This is a genomic window from Actinoallomurus sp. NBC_01490 (genome assembly GCF_036227085.1).
GTDB lineage: Bacteria > Actinomycetota > Actinomycetes > Streptosporangiales > Streptosporangiaceae > Actinoallomurus > Actinoallomurus oryzae.
In genome coordinates, this window is record NZ_CP109433.1 from 10,513,913 (window position 1) to 10,536,934 (window position 23,022).

The window sequence follows — 23,022 nt, forward strand, 5'->3', positions numbered from 1 at the left end:
GATCAGCCGCGCCGGAGCAGCCGCCGCATGAGCTTCGCCGCCGTCGATCGACCGTTTCCGGCGAGTTCGTCGAGCGTGAGGGCCGTGACGTCGGCGTCGAGGCCCTTCCAGTTATCGGTGAACTGCCAGATGTCCGGCTTTCTCCATCCGGTCGTGTTCGTTTTCGGTAGCCACGGTGTGACGGCCGACGGCCACCGCGTCGTCAGGGCGGCGATCGGCGCCCGTTCCGGCGATGACGACGACCGGTTCGCCGTCCGTGCCGTCCGCGCGTCCGTTCCGGCACGGAGCTGGTACGCGCCCGGGTACTGCGGATACCACCAGCGGCCGAAGTGCTCGCTCAGGCCGCGGCCGGTGCCGTTGCCGGCGTAAGCGCTGCCGAGGTAGACGCCGGAGGTCACCTTCGGCGCGTGTTCGCGTACGTAGTCGCCCCACGCCCGCGCCCAGGCGTTCGTCTTCGCCTGGCCCAGGCGGCTGGTCTCGAGGTCGAGCCAGACGCTCTCGCCGGGCACGGGCCGTACGACGTCGAGGAACCGCGAGGCCTGCGACGCGGCGGAGGAGGCCTCCGGCCGCGCGAAGTGGTAGGCGCCGCGGTGCTCGGCCCGCGACTTCGCCGACCTCCACTGCGCGGCGAACCGCGAGGAGGTGTACGCCGAGCCCTCGGTGGCCTTGACGATGACGAAGTCGGCGGCCGGAGCGGTGTCGGAGTCGTAGGCGGAGATGTCGAAGCCGTGGAGCATCACGCCACCGCCCTCATCTGCCGACGCGACATGTCCTCAGCCCGCCCGGAGTTCGTCGGCCGCGATGTGGTCCCACCACTCGCCGTAGCCCATGATCTGGCGGTCGCGCGAACGCTTGACGAGCCGCACCTCGTCGTCGTGGTTCCCCTCCCACGCCCAGATCGCCGAGGCCTTGAAGTGGTCGACCATGCCGATGTGGTTCGCGCCCTTCGGCGTGCCGGCCCAGTCGTACCAGACCAGCCGCCTCGCCTTCGGCTGCGAGGAGATCCGGTCATGGGTCCTCATCCAGTCGAACCACACCTGGACCTCGGCGAAGTGCTTGTTCAGGCCGCCGGCCGCGGCCGTCCACAGCGCGCCACCCTGGGCGATGACCCAGAGCTGGAACGCTCCACACCAGTCCGCCTCGGCGTAGACGCTGGTCTTCGGCGGCTGGTCGTCGAGCCAGGCACCGTACTTGCTGGAGCCGTCGGCGCGCTCACCGATACCTTTCTGGGACCTGGCGATTTCCAGGACATTCAACACACTTCCCCCTTTCCGGGTAGCCGTTCAATTCGACCCAACACAAAAGTCAATCTTGACTTTCGGCAATCGTCCCTTTACTCAGCGTCGCAGACGACGACAGCTTCGGACCGATCGCAGTCACTGCCGCACCGGTCTGGTTGTGGTAGCCATATGGGCAGGTCACGGATAATTTCCGGGTTCAGGAAGGCGCGCCGGATGGCACGGGCGGTCCACCATTGATGGCATACGGGACCGGTCCCGGAACCATTGCGGTTAAATGTCCGGGTGTGACACAGGGCAACGAGGGGCTCATCGCCGGCAAGTACCGGCTGATGGACAAGCTCGGCGAAGGCGCCATCGGGGTCGTCTGGCGAGCTCATGACACTTCACTCGACCGGCACGTCGCCATCAAGGAGATCCGGCTTCCGGCCGGGCTCGACGGTGCGCACGTCGGCTCGCTCAAGGCACGCACCCTGCGCGAGGCGCGCGCCGCGGCGCGCCTCAGTCACCCGGGGATCGTCACCGTCCACGAGGTGGTCAACCAGTGTGACCGGCCCTGGGTCGTCATGGAGCTGGTCCACGGTCACACGCTCGAACACATTCTCAAGAAGGACGGGCCGCGGTCGCCCCGGGACGTGGCGGAGATCGGCGCCAGGATCCTGTCCGCGCTGCGCGCCGCCCACCGCGCCGGTGTCGTGCACCGTGACGTCAAGCCGAGCAACGTGATGCTCGACGGCGAGCGCACCGTGCTCACCGACTTCGGCATCGCCGCCCTCGACGGCGGCACCGTTCTCACCCAGACCGGGGCGGTGCTCGGCACTCCCTGCTTCATGGCCCCCGAACAGGCGCGCGGCCGGTACGCGACGCCCGCCTCCGACCTGTGGTCGCTCGGCGCGACGCTGTACGCGGCCGTCGAAGGCCGGCTCCCGTTCGGCGGAGAGTCCCTCGCGGCCGTCCTCGCGGCCGTCCTCACCGAGGACCCGCCACCGCCCCGTCGCGCCGGCCCACTGACCCCCGCGCTCTCCGGCCTGCTGGTCAAGGACCCCGCCCGGCGGATGACCGCGGACGCCCTCGCCGCCGAGCTCGCCCGGGTCAGGGACGGCCACGACGTCGCGGCGGCCGTGACCCTGCCCCCCGTCGCCGGACCGCCCGCTCCCCGGCCCGCCGTACGCCACGATCAGAGCACGCCGCCGTACACCGCGGAGACGACCGACGTACGGCGCCGCCGACGGCGGTGGCCCGCCCTCACTGCGGTCGCCGCCGCCCTCGCGACCGCGCTGACCTGCGCGATCATCTTCTGGCCGTCCGGGAGGACGCAGCCTCAGCCGCACGCCAAGGCGAGTCCGGTCCCCTCCGTCTCCCCGTCCGTACGCCTCGGCGGGAAATTCCCCTCCCAAGCGCTCAAGCCCGGCACCAACGTCTTCAGCATGGCCTTCAGCCCCGACGGCAAGACGTTCGCCTGCGGCGGCTCGGACAGCACGATCCAGCTCTGGGACACCCGCCGCCGTATCCAGCTGGCACAGATCCCCGGCCATGACTCGATCGAAGACATCACCTTCAGCTCGAACGGGAAGATGCTCGCGACGGCCGGGGACGACAAGACGGCGCGACTGTGGGATCTCACCTCGAACACACAGATCGCCAAGTTCACGGGCGCGAAGTCCGATATGTGGAGCATTGCTCTCAGCCCCGACGGCAGAACCCTCGCCGGCGGCTCCAAGGACCACGACATCCGGATCTGGGACGTCGGATCCCGTCAGCTCGTCCACGTCCTGCGTGGGCACACCGACGGAGTCACCACAGTGAAGTTCAGCCCCGACGGCAAGACCCTCGCCAGCGGATCGTGGGACGAGACGGTCCGGCTCTGGGATACCGCTTCCTGGACGCAGAGGACGGTCCTTCGCGGGCACACCGACTCTCTGCACAGCGTCGCGTTCAGCCCGGACGGCAAGACGCTCGCCAGCGCCGCCGGCGACGACAAAATCCTGCTGTGGGATCTGCGGACCCACCTCGGGGTCGGCGTCTTCACCGGTCATAAGGGCGGGATCCTGTCGGTCACCTTCAGCCCGGACGGACGCTATCTCGCGAGCGGCGGAAACAAGGATCACAAGATCCTGTTGTACGACGTCGCCGCGCACACCACGCTCGCCGATCTCAAGGGACACAAAGGTTCGGTGGACTCCGTCGTGTGGAGCCCCGATGGGAAGACTCTCGCGAGCGGCGCCGAGGACAAGAGCATCCGGTTGTGGGACCTCGACCGGTAGCCCTCATTCCGCAGGACCGATGGACGACATGTCGACGACCAGGTCCGTCCTCCCCCGCCCGGCGGCGATCAGCCGGGCGTTGGCGTCGTCGACCGTGGCCACCCACCGGCGCGCCTCGGACTCGCTCTTGCCGAACAGCACATGGCGCGCGATCAGCCGCTCCCGGCGCACCGTCTCGTCCAGCTCGCAGTACCAGACCTCGGCCAGCTCGGCGCGTACGCACGGCCACGGCTCCGCGTCCGCGAGCAGGTAGTTGCCCTCGGTGACGACCAGCCGGACGTCCGGATCGACGGCGATGGTGCCGGCGATCGGCTGATCGAGGTCGCGCTCGAACCCGGGCGCGTAGACGGTACGGCGCAGGTCGGTGCGCGCCCGGCGGAGCAGGGCCAGGTAGCCGTCACCGTCGAAGGTGTCGATGGCGCCCTTGCGCCCACGCCGCCCCAGGCGTTCCAGGGCCACGTCGGCCAGGTGGAACCCGTCCATCGGGACGAGGGCGACCGCCTCGCCATCCTCCGCGAGCCGGCGGACCAGGAGTTCGGCGAGCGTCGACTTGCCCGCTCCCGGACAGCCGGCGATGCCGAGGATCGTGCGTTCGCCGGTGCTCCGGAGCCCACGGGCCCGGGCGACCAGTTCCTCAAGCACTCAGCACCACGCCCGCCGGCGCCAGGTGGGTGGCCGGAAACCGCCGGGCGTGCGCGGCCGGCGCCTCGCCATCGGTTCACAGGTCACGTGACGATCAGATCCCGTGGTCGTCGTTGGGGTCCGAGACCAGACGCCGGGCCAGGCGGTTGAGTTTGACGTTCTGGTTCTGTGAGGCGCGGACCAACAGGTCGAACGCCTTGTCGGCGGTCACCCCGCGCTGCGCCATCAGTATCCCCGTCGCCTGGCCGATCACCGAGCGGGTCTCCAGAGCCTTACGGAGCTCGCCGATGTCGGCGTCGGCGCGCGTGAGTGCCTGGCTCATCCGCGCGACGTTCTCGACCGTGGCGCGGGCCACGGAGCCGCACGCGTTCAGCATGAGGGCCATGCCGGATGCCGCGGTCGGGGCCGGCCGCGTCGAACGGGCGATCCCGCAGGCGCGATCGGGTGCCTCCTGGACGACCGCGATGACCGCCCGCTGGGTCTCGTCCCGCAACGTGATCCGTCTCAGCACGAGAACCACGTCGCGGTCGCCACGATGAGCCGCCAGGTGGACGGGCACGCTCTCCGTACCGCCCTCGCGGACGATCCTGGAGAGCGCGCTTCGGTAGGCGGAGCGCCCGGCGAGGTCGATCAGTCCGGCGAGCGGACGGCGCACGAGGTACTTCTGCGGCGCTGCCAGGAGGTCCGCGCTCGCCGCGTTGCAGCGGCGGATGGAACCGCCCGTGTCGAGGAGCAGCACCGGAACGGGCATCTCGGCGAACATCTTCGTCAGCAGACGCCACTCGTCGTCGCCGGCCCGCTCGGTCTTGTTGCTGTTGATCTCCTCTATGCAGACCTGCAGTTCTTCTTCGGCCAGCTCCAACTCGGCGAGCGTCGTCTCCAGCACTTGTTCCGCGGCCTGCGAACGGTCGGGCGTCGTTCCTTTGAGGAGGTCGACACGTCTGCGGAACGCGCTGAACTGTTGGTCGATCGTCTTGATGTCGATCTGGACCACCTCCGGTCGGGACCACCCGGCGTAAGCGCGATCCCCTGCAGTCTATGGCCGGTCGCTTCCAGGCGGTTCACGACGATTGGGCGGCTTCGTGCTCCTTACCCCGGAGCGGAAATGTCACCCGCCCGGGTTGCCGGTGAGCGTGGTGACGAGGATCACCCCGCTGACCTGACCGCCGTCGTCGTGCAGTACGGAGAGTTCGACCTCGAGACGGACGGGCCTGCCCCGCCGGTTGACGGCGTCGAGCTCGACGGCCGAGCGAGCGCTCGCCGAGTCGCGCAGCAGCCCGCGGATCATCGGCGCGATCCGCGAAACCGGCAGGCCGATGTCGAGGTCCTCCAGACTGTGTCCCTGGGCCTCGTCCTGGCGCACGCCCCACAGGTCCTGGGCCCCGGGGCTCCAGATCGTCACCCGCAGGTCCCGGTCGACGACGATGACGGCGTTCCCGAGACTCTGCAGGACCGACGCGAGGAAGGCGTTGGTCTGATCAAGCTCTTCGGTGCGCACCCGCAGCGCGTCGTTGATCTCCTGCAGTTCGTCGTTGGTGGACTGGAGCTCCTCATTCATGGTCTCCAGTTCCTCGTTGGTGGACTGCAGTTCCTCGTTGGTCGTCTCGAGTTCCTCATTGGTGGACTGCAGTTCCTCATTCGTCGTCTCCAGCTCCTCGTTGAGGGACTGGAGTTCCTGGTACGCGCGTTCGAGCTTCTCGTTCGCGTGTTCCAGTTCCTCGCGGAGGCGGCTGTAGCGGGTGACGTCCGTGAAACTGATGCCGATGCCGATCTGGGCGTTGTCGTTGCCGAACAACGGGATGATCGAAATGTCGAAGAGGCTCGTCTCGGCGCCGGACGCACGCTGCCAGCCGACGCCCTCCAGCTCGACGGGCCGCAGGTCCGTCTTCACCTGCTCGATCACTGATCGCAGCTCGACCGGCCGGTAGGAGACCTCCAGATCCTGGAACGGCCGGCCGATGTCCATCGGATGCAGGTTGAACAGCGCCTCCGCGCGGGAGTTGGCGACGACGAGCTGGTCCTCGGTGTTCAGGGCGAGCTGGGCCACCGGACCGGCCGCGAGCGTGGCCGCCCGCAGCCGGCTCGACAGCACGCCGTGGTCGTCGGCGAACTGTCCGATGACGGTGCGCCGGACGGCGCCCGGCCGCAGGCTGCGCGGGATCTTCCGGAACAGTCGTTTGCGCAGGTCGATCGGGTCGAACAACTCTCCGTGGTTGAGGAGCATCTCGGCCTTGCCGAGGAAGATGTATCCCGGGTCGGCCAGGGCGAAGTGCAGCCGCCGCAGGATCGCCGCCTGCGTCTCCGCGTTGAAGTACATCAGGGTGTTGCGGATGACCAGCAGGTCCACCCGCGAGATCGGTGCGTCACAGGTGAGGTCGTTGCGGCCGAAGATGACCTGCCGGCGCAGGTCACGGCGGAACGTCCGGACGCCCTCTCCCGGCTCGAAGTACTTGTCCAGCAGGTCGGGGGGCAGGTCGGCCAGCCGGCGTTCCTCGTACGTGCCGGTGCGTGCGACCTGCAGGGCGCTCTCGTCCAGGTCGGTGGCGTAGATCTTCACCCGGTCGCGGAACGCCTCCACCCCCAGCTCCTCGGCGAGCACCATCGCCAGCGTGAAGGCCTCCTCGCCGGTGGCGCAGCCGGCGCTCCACACCCGGATCGGCACGGTCGGCGGCTTGCTCCCCAGCAGTTTCGGGAGCACCTCGCTCCGCAGGGCGTCCCAGGCGGGCTGGTCGCGGAAGAAGGCCGTGACGTTGATCAGCAGGCTGTCGAAGAGCAGGCCGTACTCCTCCGGCTGCACCTCGAGATAGTCGCGGTACTCGGCAAGGGTCTCCCGGCCGGTCGCGGACATGCGCCGGCCGATGCGCCGCCCCAGCGTGGAGCGCTTGTAACCGGTGAAGTCGATGCCGCGAGTCTGCTTGAGCATCTCCAGCAACTCTTCGAGGTCCGGCTGGTCGGCTTGCGACCCCGTCGGTTCCGCCACCTAACGAGCTTAGAACTTCTGGTCAGGGCACTTCGTCGCCGGGGATGTCGGCGCTGACGTCCTGCGGGGTGTTCTGCAGAGGAGAGATCTCCGCGAGCAGCCCCCGGATGGTCTCCAGCGCGTTACGCGTGTCCTCGCTGACCCGGCGGAACTGGGCCGCCGACACCTTGTGCCCCCGGTCGGCGGCTCCCTCGCTGAGCCGGGCGGTCAGCAGCATGCGCTCCTCGAGTTGCCGCGCGGCCATGTTGAGCGCGCGTTCGACGGCCGTGGCCTGGTTCTCCAGCAGACTGCGCGGTGACCAGGCGTGACCGATGAGGCACTCGTAGCGGTTGAGGTGCGACCCCCCGGTCGCCGCGGCGGTGTAGATCGGACCGCCACAGTCCGGACAGGACAGACCGGCGAAGGACCCGGGCGGCCGTTCCTCCGGAGCCGACGCTGGAGACAACAGGTCGGCGACCCGTCGCTCGAGCTCCCGGTCGCGCCGGAGCGGCACCGGGCCCACGGGCGTCCGCGCCTCGCGCACGACCATCTCGGCGATCTTCTCCAGCGACCCGCAGAAGGCGTTCTCCGTCGCGTCCAGGGCGGCATTGGGCATGCCGTCGTAGCTCGCCTCCGCCGGATCCTGCACGGCGACGAGGCCGCCGTGACGCTCGATGGCGGCGGCACCGACGGCACCGTCGTCCAGGGTTCCGCTGAGCACGATTCCCAGCGCCCGGGGCCCCGCTGCCAGCGCGGCGCTGCAGAAGAGCGGATCGGCCGACGGCCGGACGCCGTTCTGCCGTGGCCCCTGGGAGAGCTGCACACCGCCGTCCGTAACGATCATGTGATGATTGGCCGGCGCGACGAGCACGTGTCCCAGTTCCAGCAGGTCGCCGGGCCGGGCGAACGCGACCCGCAGGGACGTGGACCGCTGCAGCACGCCGGCCAGCGTGCTGTTGCCGGAGGCCGGCAGGTGAGTCGCGATCAACACGGTGGCCGGGAGGTCGGCGGGCAGGGATGAGAGGAACTTCTGGAGCGCCGTGACGCCGCCGGCCGATGCCGCCACGGTGACGACGTCCCGCGTCGCTTCATGGACGGTCATACCGCATCCCCTGCCCCGGCGATACCGGGCTAGTCGGCCTCCCGGACATTTCTTCTTCGGCGCTTCGGCGCTCGCCGGCGGCCATGCGCCGATGGTGTGCCGCACGCCGGTGATGCCAGTCGCTCTCGCCGATCCCCGCCTGGACCATCCGTTCGTGCAGCCGTGCGGCCTCCTCGTGGATTCTGGCGGCCTCCGCGTGTGCCTTCATGCTGCGGGTGCGGGCGAGACGGGCGAAGTGGAGCGCCCTGCCGGCGCGTTCTCGGGCGTCGTCCATGTCACCGTCGCCCGCGTCGAGCGCCTCGAACCGGGAGTTCAGTTCGTCGCGGCGCGCCTCGAGCTCGGCAATGCGCTCACGCACCCAGTGCCGGATGTCGTCCGAGTTCGCCACGACGGCCGCCTTCTCAGGGGCCGGCGGTGCCGGCCGGTTGCCATCGCCGCCTCAAGCCCACCTCACTCAATGTACGCCTGACCTCAGCCGACGTCGGCCTCCAGGCGGTGGCGCTGCGGCACGACGGTGTACTTCGGGTCCTCGGCCGACCGCATCCCGGCGTCGAAGACGCCGAACCGGGTGCAGGCGGACGCGGTCAGGAGGGCCGCTCCGCCGAGCACCGCCGCCGTACGGCTGCGGCCGCCCAGCAGTGCCGCGCCGGCGGCGCCGGCGGCCGAGAGTGCCGTCGCCGCGCGCATCAGCCGCCCCGCCCGGCCCTTGCGGTAGGTCTCGCCGATCACGCCGAGCCGGTGTTCCATCAGCTTGGCGGCGGCGACCTCCAGCGCGGCGCCGAAGACCGCCGCGCCGCGGGCGGGGGCGTTCTCCCGCGCCGGGGCGGCGACCAGGGCCATGCCCGAGGCCGCGGCCGCCGCCGAGCCGACGAACACGAAGGGCAGCTCCCGGTACGCCTCGTGCCACGCGGGCACGGCGGTGTCGGCGGCCAGCACCGCGGTGTAGGCCGCGACCGCCGGGCCCAGCGTCGCGGCCCCCGCGGTCGCGACGCGCCCGAGGCGCGGGAAGAGCCCGGTGAGGTCCAGGGCCGCGGCGGCACCCGCGGCCGGCCCGTAGGCCGTCAGCAGCCATGAGCCGAGGCTCATCGGCGAGGTCGGTTTGATCACCCGGAGCATGTTGAGGAACCGGGCGGGACGGCCCAGGTCGTGGACCAGCGCGGCCAGCGAACCCGAGATCGCCACCGCCGAGGAGATCTTCAGGGCCCGTGCGGTGCGCGGACGGCCGGTGAGCTGGGCGCCCGCGGCCAGCACCGAACCGGCACCGGCCAGGCCGCCGAGGAAGAAGTAGCCGGCGATGTCCAGCGGCCTCCACACCGGCGCGTTGATGATCGGCTTGCCGTAGTAGGAGGTGAACGTCGCGTCCGGCACCATCGCCCGCTCACCACGTCCCCGGCGGCGGCGCTTGCGGCGGCCCGGTCCCTTGCCGACCAGCGCCTCGCGCCCCGGGCGTTGGTCACCGGCCGAGCCGCTCATCGTTTCCCTCCGGTCAGTCCGTGGGCGGCGAACACGGCGGCCAGCCCGCCCAGCAGGGTCAGTGCGGCGGCTCCGGCGTGGCGCCACATGGACGGCAGGTCGCGGGTCGTGACCACGGGATCCGGCGGCAGCCCGTACACCTCGGGCTCGTCGAGCAGCAGGAAGAACGCGCCGTCGCCCCCGACGCCGTCGTGCGGGTCGTGACCGTAGAGGCGTGCGTCCGCGACGCCGGTGTCGTGCAACCACGTGAGGCGCTCGCCCGCCCGGGCCCGCAGTTCGTCCAGCGGTCCGTACTGGATGGACTCGGTGGGGCAGGCCTTGGCGCAGGCGGGGGTCAGCCCCTCGCCGATGCGGTCGTAGCACAGCGTGCACTTCCAGGCGCGGCCGTCGTCCTTGCGCTGGTCGATGACGCCGTACGGGCAGGCGGGGATGCAGTAGCCGCAGCCGTTGCAGACGTCCTCCTGAACGACGACCGTGCCGTACTCGGTGCGGAACAGGGCGCCGGTGGGGCAGACGTCGAGGCAGCCGGCCCGGGTGCAGTGCTTGCACACGTCACTGGCCATGAGCCAGCGCAGCTCACCGCCCGATCCGGGCGTCGTGGGCGTCATGGGCGCCTCGGCGGGCGGTGTCCCGGAGTCCGGCACCGGTCCGGCATGATCGACGCCCGGTTCGGCGAGCCCGACGGGTTTGCGCTGTTCGATGAAGGCGACGTGCCGCCACGTGTCGGCGCCCAGGCCCTCGGTGTTGTCGTAGGACATCCCGGTGAGTTTCAGGCCATCCTCGGGGATGGCGTTCCACTCCTTACAGGCCACCTCGCAGGCCTTGCAGCCGATGCACACCGAGGTGTCGGTGAAGAAGCCCATCCGCGCCGGGGACATCGTCACATCTCCATTCCGGTCTCGTCGGTGATGCCGGCGCGCCGCCGGTAGTCGCGGACGAACTCCAGGAGCGCGGGGCCGCGCGGTCTCCGGCCCGGCCGGATGTCGCAGGCCATCGCCTTGACCTCCTGAATGTGGGTGTTCGGATCGAGGACGACGGGCGCCAGTTCGTTCGCCGCGTCGCCGGTGGACAGGCCGTTCGGCCCCCAGTGGTAGGGCAGGCCGACCTGGTGCAGCGTGCGGCCGGCCACCCGCAGCGGGGTCAGGCGCTCGGTGACGAGCACCCGTGCCTCGACGGCGGTCCGCGCGGTCACGACGGTCGCCCAGCCCAGGTGCTCCAGCCCGCGCTCGGCCGCCAGCTCCGGCGACACCTCGCAGAAGAACTCCGGTTGCAGCTCCGACAGGTACGGCAGCCACCGCGACATGCCGCCCGCCGTGTGATGCTCGGTGAGCCGGTACGTCGTCGTCACGTACGGGAACACCTCCGATCCCGGCGGCTGGTACCGGTTCTCCGGGTGCTTGATGACCTGGCGCACCGGGTTGCTCTGCTGGGAGTACAGCGGGTTGGTGAACGGCGACTCGTGCGGCTCGTAGTGAACGGGCAGCGGCCCGTCGACGATCCCCGCCGGGGCGTACAGCCACGCCTTGCCGTCCGCCTGCATGATGAACGCGTCGGTGCCGCCCAGCGCGTCCGGCCCCTTCGCGCCCTCTTCCGGGCGGTGGTCCGGGGCCTTGTCCGGCTCGAAGTCCGGGACGTCGTGGCCGGTCCACTTCTGCCCGTCCCACCAGACATAGGCCTTGCGTTCGCTCCACGGGCGGCCGTCGGGGTCGGCGGAGGCCCGGTTGTACAGGATGCGGCGGTTGGCGGGCCAGGCCCAGGCCCACTCCTTGGCCACCCAGTCCTGCTCGGTGTGCGGCTTGCGCCGGTCGGCCTGGTTGACGCCGTCGGCGTACACCCCGCAGTAGATCCAGCATCCGCAGCTCGTCGAGCCGTCGTCCTTCAGTTCGGTGTACGCGCTCAACGGCTCGCCGGCGGGCCCGGAGCCGTTGATCTCGGCCAGCACCGCCTCCGCATCCGGCTCGGCGGTCGGGCCCTGGACGGGATAGTCCCAGGTGAGGTCCAGAAGGGGACGGTTCATCTCGTCCGTGGAGCCGGCCAGCTTCTCGCGGATCCGGCGCCCGAGGTGGTAGGCGAACCACAGGTCGCTGCGGGCGTCGCCCTGGGGCTCGACCGCCTGCCGGTGCCACTGGAGCAGCCGCTGGGTGTTGGTGAAGCTGCCCGACTTCTCGGTGTGCGCGGCGGCGGGCAGGAAGAACACCTCCGTGCCGATCTCCTCGGTCCGCAGCTCCCCGGTCTCGATCTCCGGGCCGTCCTTCCACCAGGTCGCGCTCTCGATCAGGGAGAAGTCGCGCACCACCAGCCAGTCCAGCGCCGCCATGCCCAGGCGCTGCATCTTCGCGTTCGCCGAGCCCACCGCCGGGTTCTCGCCCATGAGGAAATAGCCGCGGCAGGTGCCCTCCAGCTGCGCCATGACCGTCTCGTACGTGCTGTGGCTACCGGTCAGGCGGGGCAGGTAGCCGAACGCGTAGTCGTTGTCCTCGGTCGCCGCCGGGCCCCACCAGGCCTTCAGCAGGCTGACCAGGTAGGACCGCATGTTCCCCCAGTAGCCCTTCTCCGCGCCCTCGGCCTCCACGAACTTCTCCAGCGTCTGGTTCTGGTGCGCGTGCGGCATCGGGATGTAGCCGGGCAGCAGGTTGAACAGCGTCGGGATGTCGGTGGAGCCCTGGATGCTCGCGTGCCCGCGCAGCGCGAGGATGCCGCCGCCCGGCCGGCCGATGTTGCCGAGCAACGCCTGCAGGATCGAGGCGGTCCGGATGTACTGCACCCCGACCGTGTGCTGCGTCCAGCCGACCGCGTACGCGAACGCCGTCGTACGCTCCCGGCCCGAGTTCTCGGTGACCAGCTCACACACGCGCCGGAACGTCTCCTGCGGCACACCGCACACCTGCTCGACCATCTCCGGCGTGTAGCGGGCGTAGTGCCGCTTGAGGATCTGGAAGACGCACCGCGGATGGGTCAGCGTCTCATCGGTGTGGATCTCCCCGGGCACGGCGGCCCCACCGGACCCGTGCGCCTCACCCCGGGCGGCCTCCCGGATCGTGGACTCCGCCCCGATGCGCTCCTCGTACTCCTCGTCCCGCTCGCCGGAGGCGGCCTGCACCACGGCGCCCTCGTACTGCCAGGTCATCGGGTCGTAGCTGCGGTTGTCCGTATCCAGGCCGGAGAAGACACCGTCGAGGTCCTCGGTGTCGCGGAACTCCTCACCCACGATGGTCGCGGCGTTGGTGTAGGCCAGCACGTACTCCCGGAAGTCCTTGTCGTTCGTCAGCACGTGGTTGACGAGCCCGCCGAGGAACGCGATGTCCGACCCCGCCCGCAGCGGCACGTGCAGGTCCGCCAGCGCGCTCGTCCGGGTGAACCGCGGATCGACGTGCACCACCGTCGCGCCACGCGCCTTGGCCTCCATCACCCACTGGAAGCCCACCGGGTGGCACTCGGCCATGTTCGAACCCTGGATGACGATGCAGTCGGCGTTCGCCAGGTCCTGCTGGAACGTCGTGGCGCCGCCACGCCCGAAACTGGCCCCCAGACCGGGGACGGTGGCGGAGTGTCAAATACGGGCCTGGTTCTCGATCTGGATCGCGCCCAGCGCCGTGAAGAGCTTCTTGAGGAGGTAGTTCTCCTCGTTGTCGAGCGTCGCACCGCCGAGGCTCGCGAACCCCATGGTCCGCCGTACCCGGGCCCCGTCCTGCTCCCACTGCCAGCCCCGCTCGCGCGCCTCGATCACCCGGTCGGCGATCATGTCCATCGCCTCGTCGAGCCCCAGGCGTTCCCACTCCGTGCCGTACGGCCTGCGATACAGCACCTCGTACCGGCGCCCCGGGCCGGTGGTCAGCTGGAGGCTCGCCGAGCCCTTGGGGCACAGGCGGCCACGGGAGACCGGCGAGTCGGGGTCCCCCTCGATCTGGACGACCTTCTCGTCCTTGACGAAGACGTCCTGCCCGCAGCCGACGGCACAGTACGGACAGATCGACTTGACCACCCGATCGGCCGTGCCGACCCGGGGCCTGAGCTCGGCCGTGCGGCGGCTCATCGCGGCCTCACCCCGGCCGGACCGGTCCTCCCCGCGGACCTGGCGGTACACCGGCCAGGACTCCAGCCATCTGCGGACCACGGATCCCCCTTCGGACTCTGGGTCGGTCATCTCGTAGGACCGGCGCTGCCCTCGAAAAACGCGATCAAACACCGGACTCCGCGGGACCCCGGTCCAGTCCTACCCCGCCACCCGCGCCGTGACCCGGTGCCCGCGCCGGCGAGGGCGGTCAGGCGGTCTCGGACTCGGCCTGCATGCGGATCGGTTCGGACCGGCTGAGCCGGATGCTCCCGATGAAGATCAAGGCGAACCCCGCGAATTCGGCGATCACCCACGGCCCCGACCGGACGTCCTCACCGAACATCGTGGTGCCGTAGAGCACCGCCGACACCGGGTCGGAGATCGTCAAAGCCGGCTGCGCGGCGACCAGGGTGCCGCTCTGCAGGGCGTTCTGCAGCAGGTAGACGCTCGCGAAGCCGGCCACGACCATCGCGTACGGCTCCCACGAGGTCAGCAGTGTGACCATGCCCTTGTCCATCAGATTCGTGGCCGCCTTCATGAACGTGGCGGTGAAGGCGAATCCGATGCCGGCGGTCACTCCGAGCACGGCCGCCCGGAGCGCGCCGTTCAGCCACCGGGCCAGGAAGACCAGCCCGAGAATCACCAGCACGGTGATCAGCGCCGCCACGATCCAGTGCAGCGCGTCCGGTGTGTGGCGGCCCGCCGTGGGCGACGCCGCGCCGAGGAACAGGGCCAGACCGGCCGTCATCGCCCCGACGTCCACCCAGGTGCCCCGGTCGAGTTGGATCCGCGACATCCGGGCGAGAAGGATCATGGTGAAGGGCAGCTCCGCGATCAGAAGCGGCTGGACCAGGGCCAGCCCGCCGTTGGACAGCGCCAACGCCTGGAGAAGGAAGCCGGCGATGAGCGCGCCGATCCCGCCGAGCCACACCGGGCGGCGGATCAGGCTCCACAGCAGGGCCGGGCGGAAGGCGAACTCCTTCGGGGCCGAACGCGCGGCGCGGCGCTGCAGCACCGACGCCAGAGCGTTGCTCGCCGCGGCGAGCAACGCGAACAGGACCGCGATCACCCTCAGTCACTACCCGCCCTCACGCCGGGGATCGCGGACGGCCGCCTTGTCGAGTCTTTGCCGGCGCGTGGCCGCACGCGCTCGGCGTTCCGGGTAGCCCGAGCGGTACGTGCCTCGCCCACGAACGGTGCCGATCACGGGCGAAGTAACGAACGATGACGCCGGCTCGCCCCGGGTAGTGCACGAGGCGACGTGCTGGACCCGCCCGCCCTGTGGCACCGGATGTTCGCCGCGATCCGCAACGCGGGGCGCCCGGATGCGATGGCGGTCTCGGCGGTGCGGCGTGGTGATCCCCAGGACGCAAGGCAGTCGGTCAGTCTGGGCGTTTGTGGCTTTTGGGAACATACAGGAGTTGGTTGATGCTGTGTCCCGGCATATTTTCGATGTTCGGGACGTGTCATGGCGGAGCCGGCCATACGATGCGGATCGTGAAGCTGGCGGTGCAGGTAAAGCTGCTTCCCGATGAGGCGACCGAAACGGCCTTGCGGGAGACGTTGCGTTTGTGCAACGTCGCCGCGAATCACGCCTCTCGTCGTGCTTTCGACACCGGCGTCACGGGGAAGACGTCTTTGCAGCGTCTGGTTTATGGCGAGTTGAAGCAGCTGGGATTGTCGGCTCAGCCGGCGATCCACGCGGCTCGCAAAGCCGCAGGAGCTTATGCGGCACTGAGGGCGAATCTTCAGGCGGGGAACTACGGGCCCGAAGGGTCCAAACGGCGCGTCAAAGTGGAGAGCATGCCGATCCGGTTCCGTAAGGACGCCGCCCAGCCGTTCGACGATCGTTGCTTGTCCTGGCAGTTCGATGCTCGCACGGTGTCGATCTGGACCGTCCAGGGCCGCTCGGGCCGTATCGGGTTCCAGTGCTCTCCAGAGCAGATGAAACTGTTGGGTGAGTATCGGCGTGGTGAGTCAGATCTGGTGTTCCGAGGCGGGCACTGGTACCTGTATGCGACCTGCGAGGTACCCGAGGCCGACTTACGCGAACCCGAGAAAGGTTTCCTCGGCATCGACCTCGGTATCACGAACATCGCCGTCACCTCCGAGGGCACCGTCCACGCCGGAAAGCATGTGAACCAGGTCCGGCACCGCAATCGCCGCCTTCGCCAACGTTTGCAGAAAAAAGGCACCAAGTCCGCTAAACGATTGTTGCAGAAGTTGTCGGGTCGGGAGGCGCATTTCGCGGCGGACGTCAACCACTGCATCTCCAAGAAACTGGTGACCGAGGCTCAACGCACCTGTCGCGGCATCGCCCTGGAAGACCTGGGCGGTATCCGCGACAGGGTACGGCTCCGCAAGCCCCAGCGGGTCACCCTGCACTCTTGGAGCTTCGCCCAACTCGGCGCCTACATCGCCTATAAGGCGGCCCTTGCCGGGGTGCCGGTGGTGTTCGTGGACCCCCGTTACACCTCCCAGGGATGCAGCGCGTGTGGCCACATCAGTAAGAAGAACCGGCCTGATCAGGCCACCTTCCTATGCATGTCGTGCGGCTTCGCTGAGCACGCCGACATCAACGCAGCCCGCAACATCGCCGCACGCGGTGTGGCGGGCTGGGCAGTGAGTCACGCTGCCGACGACGCGGCCTGACCCGTACCCGCCAGGCACGGGGACGGAGCTGCAAGCTCGGCCCTTCAGGGAACCTCTAGAGCCGAGAAGTTGACCAACCACTTCCACACCGACGTCGGCGTCGCGTGCGTGGAGGCGATCGAGGCCGCCTGCTGTGGGGGCACTGTCACCACAAGGCCACCGGAGGGCTGGAGCCCGAGCACGACCTGCTCACCCGGATGGGCGTCGACGTACAGGAGGTGAAGGGTGGCTGCTGCGGGCTCGCGGGCTCGTGGGGTTTCGAAGAGGGCAAGTACGACATCTCTCTCGCCTGCGGAGAACAGGCCCTGCTGCCCGCCGTACGCGACGCCGACCCCGGGACGCTGATCGTCGCGAACGGTTTCTCCTGCCGGAGCCAGATCGCCGACGCCGGCACCGGCCGCCGCGCACCGCACCTCGCCGAGGTCCTCTCCCTCGCCCGGCAGGAGGCGCCGGCGGGTCCCCGTCCCGAACACGACGCGAAGAGCGCCCGGCCCGCTCCCCCGCTCCGCCGCCGTGCCGCCCGCGTCGCCGCGGTCGTCGCCGTGACGCTGGCCGCGGGCGGTCTGCTCGCGCTCCGGAAGACCGGCGACCGTTGACGGCGGGCTCCCGAGCGGCGCCTCAGCTCTCGCCGTCCGGCGCGTCGACCGCCTCCCGCAACCCCGCCCGAACCAGCTCGGGCAGCTCGGGCGGCTCGGTGGCCGAGCGAGCCCCGCAGAGCACCGTCAGGCCACCCTTCGCCTCATAGAGAACGAATCGCACGTCGGAGAGGTCGAACACGCCCCGCTGTCGAAGCTGGGCGAGCAGGTCGCTCTCGGTCAGCCCGCAGATCATCAGCTGATGGCGGCGCACCTGGCCATGGGCGACGAGGACGCGGATCCGGTGGTCGGTGAGGCGGCGGAACAGCGGCTGCGACCGCAGCCCGCTGACCACGCGGTGCATCACGACGAGGGTGACCAGCGCCACGGCTCCGGTGGCGAACGACTGGTTCGACGCGATCGCCGTGCGCCCCACGATCGCCCCCACCGCCACCGCGGCCACGGAGTCGACGATCGTCCACTGGGCCAACGTGCGTCTCTCTCCGGCGCGTAGGGCGCCCATCGCCGTCACGTACATCAGCGCGGCCTTGCCCGCGACCTCGCCCAGGTGCGTCCAGTCCCCTGCCAGCCACGACATGCCCGCTCCCCCAAGCGCCGATCGGGGCGGTCCCGCTCATCGCCCCTCGGGGCATACGTTCCCCGCGGGGGCCGCTCAACGATCCGGCGGAGCGCTCTTGTCGACTTCGGTACGTCCGTCGGGGCTCGGGACCTCGGCCTGGTACTTGGTGTAGGTGCGGTTGATGCGGGACCGCACCTGGGCGGTGATGCGGCGCGGGGTCGGCAGCGGGATGATGTGCCGCGGCAGCCCTCGCACCAGCTCGGCCGGGTGTTCGGCGTCCCGGACCAGCGCCTGCTCCGGGTCCGGACGGTCGTGCGTCTCGACGAACTCACCGCTGGGCAGGCGCTTGATGATGCCGCTCTCGATGCCCTCCTCGGCCTCGGACGCGTCGCGCCGCTGGGCGGACAGGCACAGCCGCCGGGTGACGACGAATCCGATGATCGGGGCGGCGAAGAAACCGACGCGGAAGATCCAGGTGGTGGCCTCCAGCGGGATGCCGAACGTGGCGGACAGGACGTCGTTGCCGCCGGCCGCCCACAGGTTCCCGTACCAGGCGATGGCGGCGACGCCGAGGGCCGTACGCGTGGGGGCGTTGCGGGGGCGGTCGCACACGTGGTGCGGCCGGGAGTCGCCGATGACCCATCGTTCGAAGAAGGGGTACAGGGCGATCAGGGTCAGGAACACCACCGGCAGCACGACGGCCGGCAGGAAGACGTTCCAGCTGATCGTGTGGCCGGCGACGTCGGTGCTCAGCGGCGGCATGATCCGCAATGCGCCTTCGAGGAAGCCGACGTACCAGTCCGGCTGGGAGCCGGTCGACACGGCGGCGGGCTGGTACGGCCCGTACAGCCAGATCGGGTTGATCTGCGCGAACGTGGCGAGCGCCGTCAGCACGGCGATGGCGAACATCAGGAACGCCGTCGTCTGCAGCGCGAACTTGGGGTAGGTGGGGTTGCCGCCGACGTTCGTCTCGGTCTTCTCCGTGCTCGGCCAGTGCGTGTGCTTCTGATGCCAGACGATCATCAGGTGCGCGCCGATGAGCGCGAGCAGGAGTCCCGGGATCAGCAGGATGTGGAGGGTGAACAGGCGGGGGATGAAGTCCTCACCGGGAAAGACGCCGCCGAAGACGAAGAAGCTGACGTAGGTGCCGATGATGGGGATCGACAGCATGATCCCCTGGGCGATGCGCAGGCCGGTGCCCGACAGCAGGTCGTCGGGCAGGGAGTAGCCGGCGAACCCCTCGGCGAGCGCCAGGGCGAACAGCGTGGTGCCGATCAGCCAGTTGACCTCCCGCGGTTTGCGGAAGGCGCCGGTGAAGAAGATCCGCATCAGGTGCACGCAGATGGCGGCGATGAACAGGATCGCGGCCCAGTGGTGGATCTGACGGACCAGCAGGCCGCCGCGGACGTCGAAGGAGATCCGCAGCGTGGAGGCGTACGCCTGGCTCACGTGCACCCCGCGCAGCGGCGCGTATGAACCGTCGTAGACGGTGTCCGACTCGCCCGGCTTGAAGAACAGGGTGAGGAAGGTTCCGGTCAGAAGCAGGACGATGAAGCAGTACAGGGCGATCTCGCCCAGCAGGAACGACCAGTGGTCGGGGAACGCCTTGCGGATGTTGCGCCGCAGGAACCCGGCCGTGCCGAAGCGCTCGTCCACGGCGCGGGCGGAGTCGCCGACCAGGGACCGGTTCTTCTTCGCCGCCATCGCCCCTACTTCCTCGCGCCCTCCGCGATCGCCCGGGCATCGGCCTTCACGCGTTCGGCGGCGTCCTTCGGCATCAGCGGGAACGCCAGCCGCAGCTTCCGCCGGCCGATTAGGGCCAGCACACCGCTGCCGGTCAGCAGCCCACCGCCGATGATGAGGGCCGCCGCCCAGGCCGGCAGCTCGGTCGCCAGCGCGGCGATCAGCCCGGCGACGACGGCGCCCGTGCCGTACACCGCGAGCGCGCCGGAACCGCCCAGCAGCGTGCCGCCCATACCGGCCCGGCTCGCCTTGGTCATCAGCTCGTCCCGTACGAGCTCGACCTCCTGGCGCACGAGCCGGGACGTCTGCTCGGTGAGCTGCTCGAGCAGCTCCGCGATCGTCATGTCGGCCGGTCGGCCGGACCCGGACCGCTCGATCCGCTCACTCCGTTCGCTCATGGCGGTCTCCTCTCGTGCCATGGGGCGCAGCGCTACCCGGCGACGGACCGGTTAATCGCCGCTTCGGGGGTAGGGCACCGCCTCGTCAGTGGCCTGTGGCGAGGAGGGCATCGATGGCGACGGTGGGTGAGGGCGTCCGTCCGGGCAACCGTGAGGCGCTGGAGCGTCATTCGCTGGGCCGCAGGATCGGCGACGTGCTCGCCACCACCGACCACAAGGTCGTGGGTTACCTGTATCTCGGCACGTCCTTCACGTTCTTCCTGGTGGGCGGGGCGATGGCGATGCTGATGCGGGCCGAGCTGGCCCGCCCGGGGCAGCAGGTCGTCGACGCGAGCATGTACAACCAGCTCGTCACCATCCACGGCACCGTCATGCTGCTGCTGTTCGCCACGCCGCTGTTCGCCGGCTTCGCGAACGTGCTCGTGCCCCTGCAGATCGGGGCGCCCGACGTGGCGTTTCCCCGCCTCAACACCATGAGCTACTACCTGTTCGCGTTCGGCGGGCTGATGGTGCTGTCCGGCTTCGCCACACCGGGTGGGGCGGCGGCCTTCGGCTGGTTCGCCTACACCCCGCTCTCCGGCGCGGTCCGCTCCCCGGAGATGGGCGGTGACCTGTGGGCGATGGGCCTGATCCTCTCCGGCCTGGGCACCGTGCTGACCAGCGTCAACCTCATCACCACCATCATCTGCATGCGCTCGCCGGGCATGACGATGTTCCGGATGCCGATCTTCACGTGGAACGCGCTGTTCACCGCGCTGCTGGCGCTCATGGCCTTCCCGGTGCTGACGGCCGCGCTGTTCGCCCTGGAGGCCGACCGCAGGCTCGGCGCGCACGTGTACGACCCGGCGAACGGCGGGCCGATCCTGTGGCAGCACCTGTTCTGGTTCTTCGGCCACCCGGAGGTCTACATCGTCGCGCTGCCGTTCTTCGGCATCGTCACCGAGATCATTCCGGTGTTCTCCCGCAAGCCGGTGTTCGGCTACCTGGGAATGGTGGGGGCGACGATCGCCATCGCGGGGCTGTCGATGACGGTCTGGGCGCACCACATGTTCGCCACCGGCCAGGTGCTGCTGCCGTTCTTCTCCTTCATGTCCTTCCTCATCGCCATTCCGACGGGCATCAAGTTCTTCAACTGGGTCGGCACCATGTGGCGTGGCCAGATCGTCGTCGAGACGCCGATGCTGTTCTCCATCGGGTTCCTGGTGACCTTCCTGTTCGGCGGCCTGACCGGCGTGATCCTGGCCTCACCCGCGCTCGACTTTCACGTCACCGACTCCTATTTCGTCGTCGCCCACATGCACTACGTGCTGTTCGGCACCGTGGTCTTCGCGATGTTCGGCGGCTTCTACTTCTGGTGGCCGAAGATGACCGGGAAGAGGCTCAGCGAACGCTGGGGAAAGGTCCACTTCTGGACGCTGTCCGTGGGCTTCCACGCCACGTTCCTCGTGCAGCACTGGCTCGGCGCGCAGGGAATGCAGCGGCGGATCTCCGACTACCCCTCCCGGTTCGGCACGCTGAACCTCATCTCCTCGGCCGGCGCGTTCCTGCTGGGCGCCTCGACGCTCGCCTTCCTGTGGAACGTCTGGCAGACCCACCGCCGGCCCGCCCCGGGCCTCCCGGACGACGCCTGGGGCTACGGCGGCTCACTCGAATGGGCCACGTCCTGCCCGCCACCGCGCCACAACTTCCGCGCCGTCCCCCGCATCCGCTCCGAACGCCCCGCCTTCGACCTGAACCATCCGGATCCGCCTAGGCCCTGACGCCGTAGGCGCCCAGGGACGGCTCGAGCAGGTCGAACGCGCGGCCGGCGGCCGCCGCGAGCGCCCGCCGGATCTCGTCGGGCGGGCGGCCGGCCGCGCTGCGGCCGAGGCCTTCCCACCACAGCACCCGGTCGACCGACGCGAGCTGGGCCGCCACGATCCGCTGTTGCACGTCGTCCGCCCCGGTCTCGGCGGCGATGGCATCGCCGAGCGCCCGCTCGCGCAGTTCGGCGATTTCCAGGGCCCGGCCGGTGAGGGCGTGGCTGTTCTGGACCAGCCGGGCGAACGTCGCGGTGGGCACGCCGAGGAGATCGTCGCCCTCGATCCGCTCGGCGTGGTGGCGGCGCACGGCCGCGAGCAGGCTCTCTCCGGAAGCTCGCGCGGCGACGGCATCGGCCAGACCGCGGACGATCACCTCGGCCCGGTCGAAGACCAGGTCCTCCTTGCGCGGGAAGTAGTTCGTCACGGTCATCTTCGACACTCCGGCCGCCTCGGCGACCTGGGCGATCGTCACCTCGTCGAAGCCGTTGGCCGCGAACATCTCCGTCGCGATGCCGGAGATGGCCTGCCGGGTCTCCTGCTTCCGGCGCTCCCTCAGCCCTGGTGCCATGGTGTCATCCTAGCATTTCTTAGGTTTGACATAAATTTATGTCGGACCTACGTTTCTACGAAAGCCCGACACGACACCCGGAGGCATCCCATGTTCGACGAGTCCGCCGAACGTCAGGCGATCCTCGATCTCGGCCGAGCCCTGGAAGACGCCTGGAACCGCGGCGACGTGGCAGGCTTCGCGTCGCTGTTCACCGACGATGCCGACTTCATCGCCTGGAACGGCCAGTACGGCCAGGGCCGGCAGGCCATCGAGGACGGCCATCGACCGCTCTTCGACGGCCCCCTGGCCGGCTCCCGCATAGCGCTCGTCGGCGGCGACTCGGAACCCGCGCACTTCGAGTCGCTGCGGTTCATCCGCCCGGATGTGGCGATCATGGTCACCTCCGGCGCGGTGACGCTCGCCGAACAGAAGGCGACGGACCCAGACCACGAATCCATACAGACCTTCGTGCTGATCAAAGACGGCGACCGCTGGCGGGCCACGGGCTTTCACAACACCCGCCGACAGCTGCAATCGTGACTAACCCGACACGCATCGAGTTCTGTACCTACTAGTATGTACACTCCCCGTATGCGTACAGAGACCGCTGGGGTCGGAGGGCGGCCTGAGCCGGCGCCGCCGCTCAGCCGTGAGATCGTCATGGACCAGAGGCTGCCGGAGCCGCTGGTCACCCGCCGCGTCGAGATTCGGCGGATCACCATCGCACCCGGGTACGCCGCGGGACTGCACGTCCACAACGGTCCGGTCTTCGGCAGTGTGGAGGCGGGCTCGGCGGTGTACCAGATCGAGGGTGAGGCCGAGACCGTGCTCGGGCCCGGCGACGTGTTCTACGAGCCCGAGGGCGTGCGCATCGCACGCTTCGACGCGCAGGAGGACGGCGTGACCTTCCTGGGGTACTTCCTGCTCGCCGACGGCATGGACGCCGAACTCGTCTTCCCCGAAGTCTGAACAGCGAGGTCGCGGCCTCTG

General features: G+C 69.7%; 21 protein-coding genes. 6 read left to right on the forward strand and 15 right to left on the reverse strand.

Annotated features, from left to right (window positions below; translation table 11 throughout):
- Positions 1 to 2 precede the first annotated feature (2 nt).
- Entirely contained in the window at positions 3 to 737 is a 735-nt protein-coding gene (locus tag OG417_RS48380) for a GH25 family lysozyme (protein WP_329244759.1), read from the reverse strand.
- Positions 738 to 773: 36 nt separating this feature from the next.
- Complete coding sequence (locus OG417_RS48385; RefSeq protein ID WP_329244762.1) at positions 774 to 1,256, reverse strand: hypothetical protein; 483 nt, start codon at positions 1,254 to 1,256, stop codon at positions 774 to 776.
- Positions 1,257 to 1,525: 269 nt separating this feature from the next.
- Here OG417_RS48385 and OG417_RS48390 point away from each other — a divergent pair, with 269 nt between their 5' ends.
- Entirely contained in the window at positions 1,526 to 3,502 is a 1,977-nt protein-coding gene (locus OG417_RS48390) for a WD40 repeat domain-containing serine/threonine protein kinase (RefSeq protein WP_329244765.1), read from the forward strand.
- A gap of 3 nt (positions 3,503 to 3,505) precedes the next feature.
- Here OG417_RS48390 and OG417_RS48395 read toward each other — a convergent pair whose 3' ends face one another.
- The 9 genes from OG417_RS48395 to OG417_RS48435 form a co-directional block, all read right to left on the reverse strand.
- Complete coding sequence (locus OG417_RS48395; RefSeq protein WP_329244768.1) at positions 3,506 to 4,144, reverse strand: nucleoside/nucleotide kinase family protein; 639 nt, start codon at positions 4,142 to 4,144, stop codon at positions 3,506 to 3,508.
- 94 nt (positions 4,145 to 4,238) lie between these two features.
- Positions 4,239 to 5,138, reverse strand: coding sequence for an ANTAR domain-containing protein (locus OG417_RS48400; RefSeq protein WP_329244770.1), 900 nt, complete (start codon positions 5,136 to 5,138; stop codon positions 4,239 to 4,241).
- A 114-nt stretch (positions 5,139 to 5,252) separates the two neighbouring features.
- Positions 5,253 to 7,124: a CheR family methyltransferase gene (locus tag OG417_RS48405; RefSeq protein WP_329244773.1), complete on the reverse strand. Its 1,872-nt coding sequence runs from the start codon at positions 7,122 to 7,124 to the stop codon at positions 5,253 to 5,255.
- A gap of 22 nt (positions 7,125 to 7,146) precedes the next feature.
- Complete coding sequence (locus OG417_RS48410; RefSeq protein WP_329244777.1) at positions 7,147 to 8,205, reverse strand: chemotaxis protein CheB; 1,059 nt, start codon at positions 8,203 to 8,205, stop codon at positions 7,147 to 7,149.
- The gene (locus OG417_RS48415) at positions 8,192 to 8,593 is read right to left on the reverse strand and encodes a hypothetical protein (protein ID WP_329244780.1); all 402 of its coding nucleotides are present in this window, start codon (positions 8,591 to 8,593) and stop codon (positions 8,192 to 8,194) included. Before OG417_RS48415 ends, OG417_RS48410 begins: the two co-directional genes overlap by 14 nt.
- A gap of 83 nt (positions 8,594 to 8,676) precedes the next feature.
- Entirely contained in the window at positions 8,677 to 9,678 is a 1,002-nt protein-coding gene (nrfD, locus tag OG417_RS48420) for an NrfD/PsrC family molybdoenzyme membrane anchor subunit (protein ID WP_329244783.1), read from the reverse strand.
- On the reverse strand, positions 9,675 to 10,556 hold the full coding sequence (locus tag OG417_RS48425; RefSeq protein ID WP_329244785.1) for a 4Fe-4S dicluster domain-containing protein: 882 nt from the start codon (positions 10,554 to 10,556) through the stop codon (positions 9,675 to 9,677). Before OG417_RS48425 ends, nrfD begins: the two co-directional genes overlap by 4 nt.
- Before the next feature lie 2 nt (positions 10,557 to 10,558).
- Positions 10,559 to 13,822: a formate dehydrogenase gene (fdh, locus tag OG417_RS48430; RefSeq protein ID WP_329244788.1), complete on the reverse strand. Its 3,264-nt coding sequence runs from the start codon at positions 13,820 to 13,822 to the stop codon at positions 10,559 to 10,561.
- Between the two features lie 118 nt (positions 13,823 to 13,940).
- Positions 13,941 to 14,801, reverse strand: a complete 861-nt coding sequence (locus tag OG417_RS48435) for a DMT family transporter (RefSeq protein WP_329244791.1) — start codon at positions 14,799 to 14,801, stop codon at positions 13,941 to 13,943.
- A 428-nt stretch (positions 14,802 to 15,229) separates the two neighbouring features.
- Between OG417_RS48435 and OG417_RS48440 the strand changes: the two genes are divergently transcribed.
- Both OG417_RS48440 and OG417_RS48445 read left to right on the forward strand, forming a co-directional pair.
- Positions 15,230 to 16,384, forward strand: coding sequence for an RNA-guided endonuclease InsQ/TnpB family protein (locus OG417_RS48440; protein WP_442875625.1), 1,155 nt, complete (start codon positions 15,230 to 15,232; stop codon positions 16,382 to 16,384).
- A 104-nt stretch (positions 16,385 to 16,488) separates the two neighbouring features.
- Positions 16,489 to 16,980 carry a hypothetical protein gene (locus OG417_RS48445; protein WP_329244796.1) on the forward strand — a complete coding sequence of 164 codons (492 nt, stop codon included), beginning with the start codon at positions 16,489 to 16,491 and terminating at the stop codon, positions 16,978 to 16,980.
- Between the two features lie 22 nt (positions 16,981 to 17,002).
- On the opposite strand, the gene OG417_RS48450 is transcribed toward OG417_RS48445, so the two are convergent.
- From OG417_RS48450 to OG417_RS48460, 3 genes are all read right to left on the reverse strand, one after another.
- The gene (locus tag OG417_RS48450) at positions 17,003 to 17,557 is read right to left on the reverse strand and encodes a DUF421 domain-containing protein (protein WP_329244799.1); all 555 of its coding nucleotides are present in this window, start codon (positions 17,555 to 17,557) and stop codon (positions 17,003 to 17,005) included.
- A 75-nt stretch (positions 17,558 to 17,632) separates the two neighbouring features.
- Entirely contained in the window at positions 17,633 to 19,243 is a 1,611-nt protein-coding gene (gene qcrB / locus OG417_RS48455) for a cytochrome bc1 complex cytochrome b subunit (RefSeq protein ID WP_329244802.1), read from the reverse strand.
- Positions 19,244 to 19,248: 5 nt separating this feature from the next.
- Positions 19,249 to 19,680, reverse strand: a complete 432-nt coding sequence (locus OG417_RS48460; protein WP_329244805.1) for a phage holin family protein — start codon at positions 19,678 to 19,680, stop codon at positions 19,249 to 19,251.
- 113 nt (positions 19,681 to 19,793) lie between these two features.
- Here OG417_RS48460 and ctaD point away from each other — a divergent pair, with 113 nt between their 5' ends.
- Positions 19,794 to 21,440: an aa3-type cytochrome oxidase subunit I gene (ctaD, locus tag OG417_RS48465; protein WP_329244808.1), complete on the forward strand. Its 1,647-nt coding sequence runs from the start codon at positions 19,794 to 19,796 to the stop codon at positions 21,438 to 21,440.
- On the opposite strand, the gene OG417_RS48470 is transcribed toward ctaD, so the two are convergent.
- Positions 21,430 to 22,050 (reverse strand): TetR/AcrR family transcriptional regulator, encoded by a 621-nt coding sequence (locus tag OG417_RS48470; RefSeq protein WP_329244811.1) that lies wholly within the window; start codon positions 22,048 to 22,050, stop codon positions 21,430 to 21,432. The genes ctaD and OG417_RS48470 overlap by 11 nt on opposite strands.
- 90 nt (positions 22,051 to 22,140) lie before the next feature.
- On the opposite strand from OG417_RS48470, the gene OG417_RS48475 reads away from it, so the two are divergent.
- Together OG417_RS48475 and OG417_RS48480 are read left to right on the forward strand one after the other, a co-directional pair.
- Positions 22,141 to 22,572, forward strand: coding sequence for an SgcJ/EcaC family oxidoreductase (locus tag OG417_RS48475; RefSeq protein ID WP_329244814.1), 432 nt, complete (start codon positions 22,141 to 22,143; stop codon positions 22,570 to 22,572).
- 51 nt (positions 22,573 to 22,623) lie between these two features.
- On the forward strand, positions 22,624 to 23,001 hold the full coding sequence (locus tag OG417_RS48480; RefSeq protein ID WP_329244817.1) for a cupin domain-containing protein: 378 nt from the start codon (positions 22,624 to 22,626) through the stop codon (positions 22,999 to 23,001).
- Positions 23,002 to 23,022: the final 21 nt, after the last annotated feature.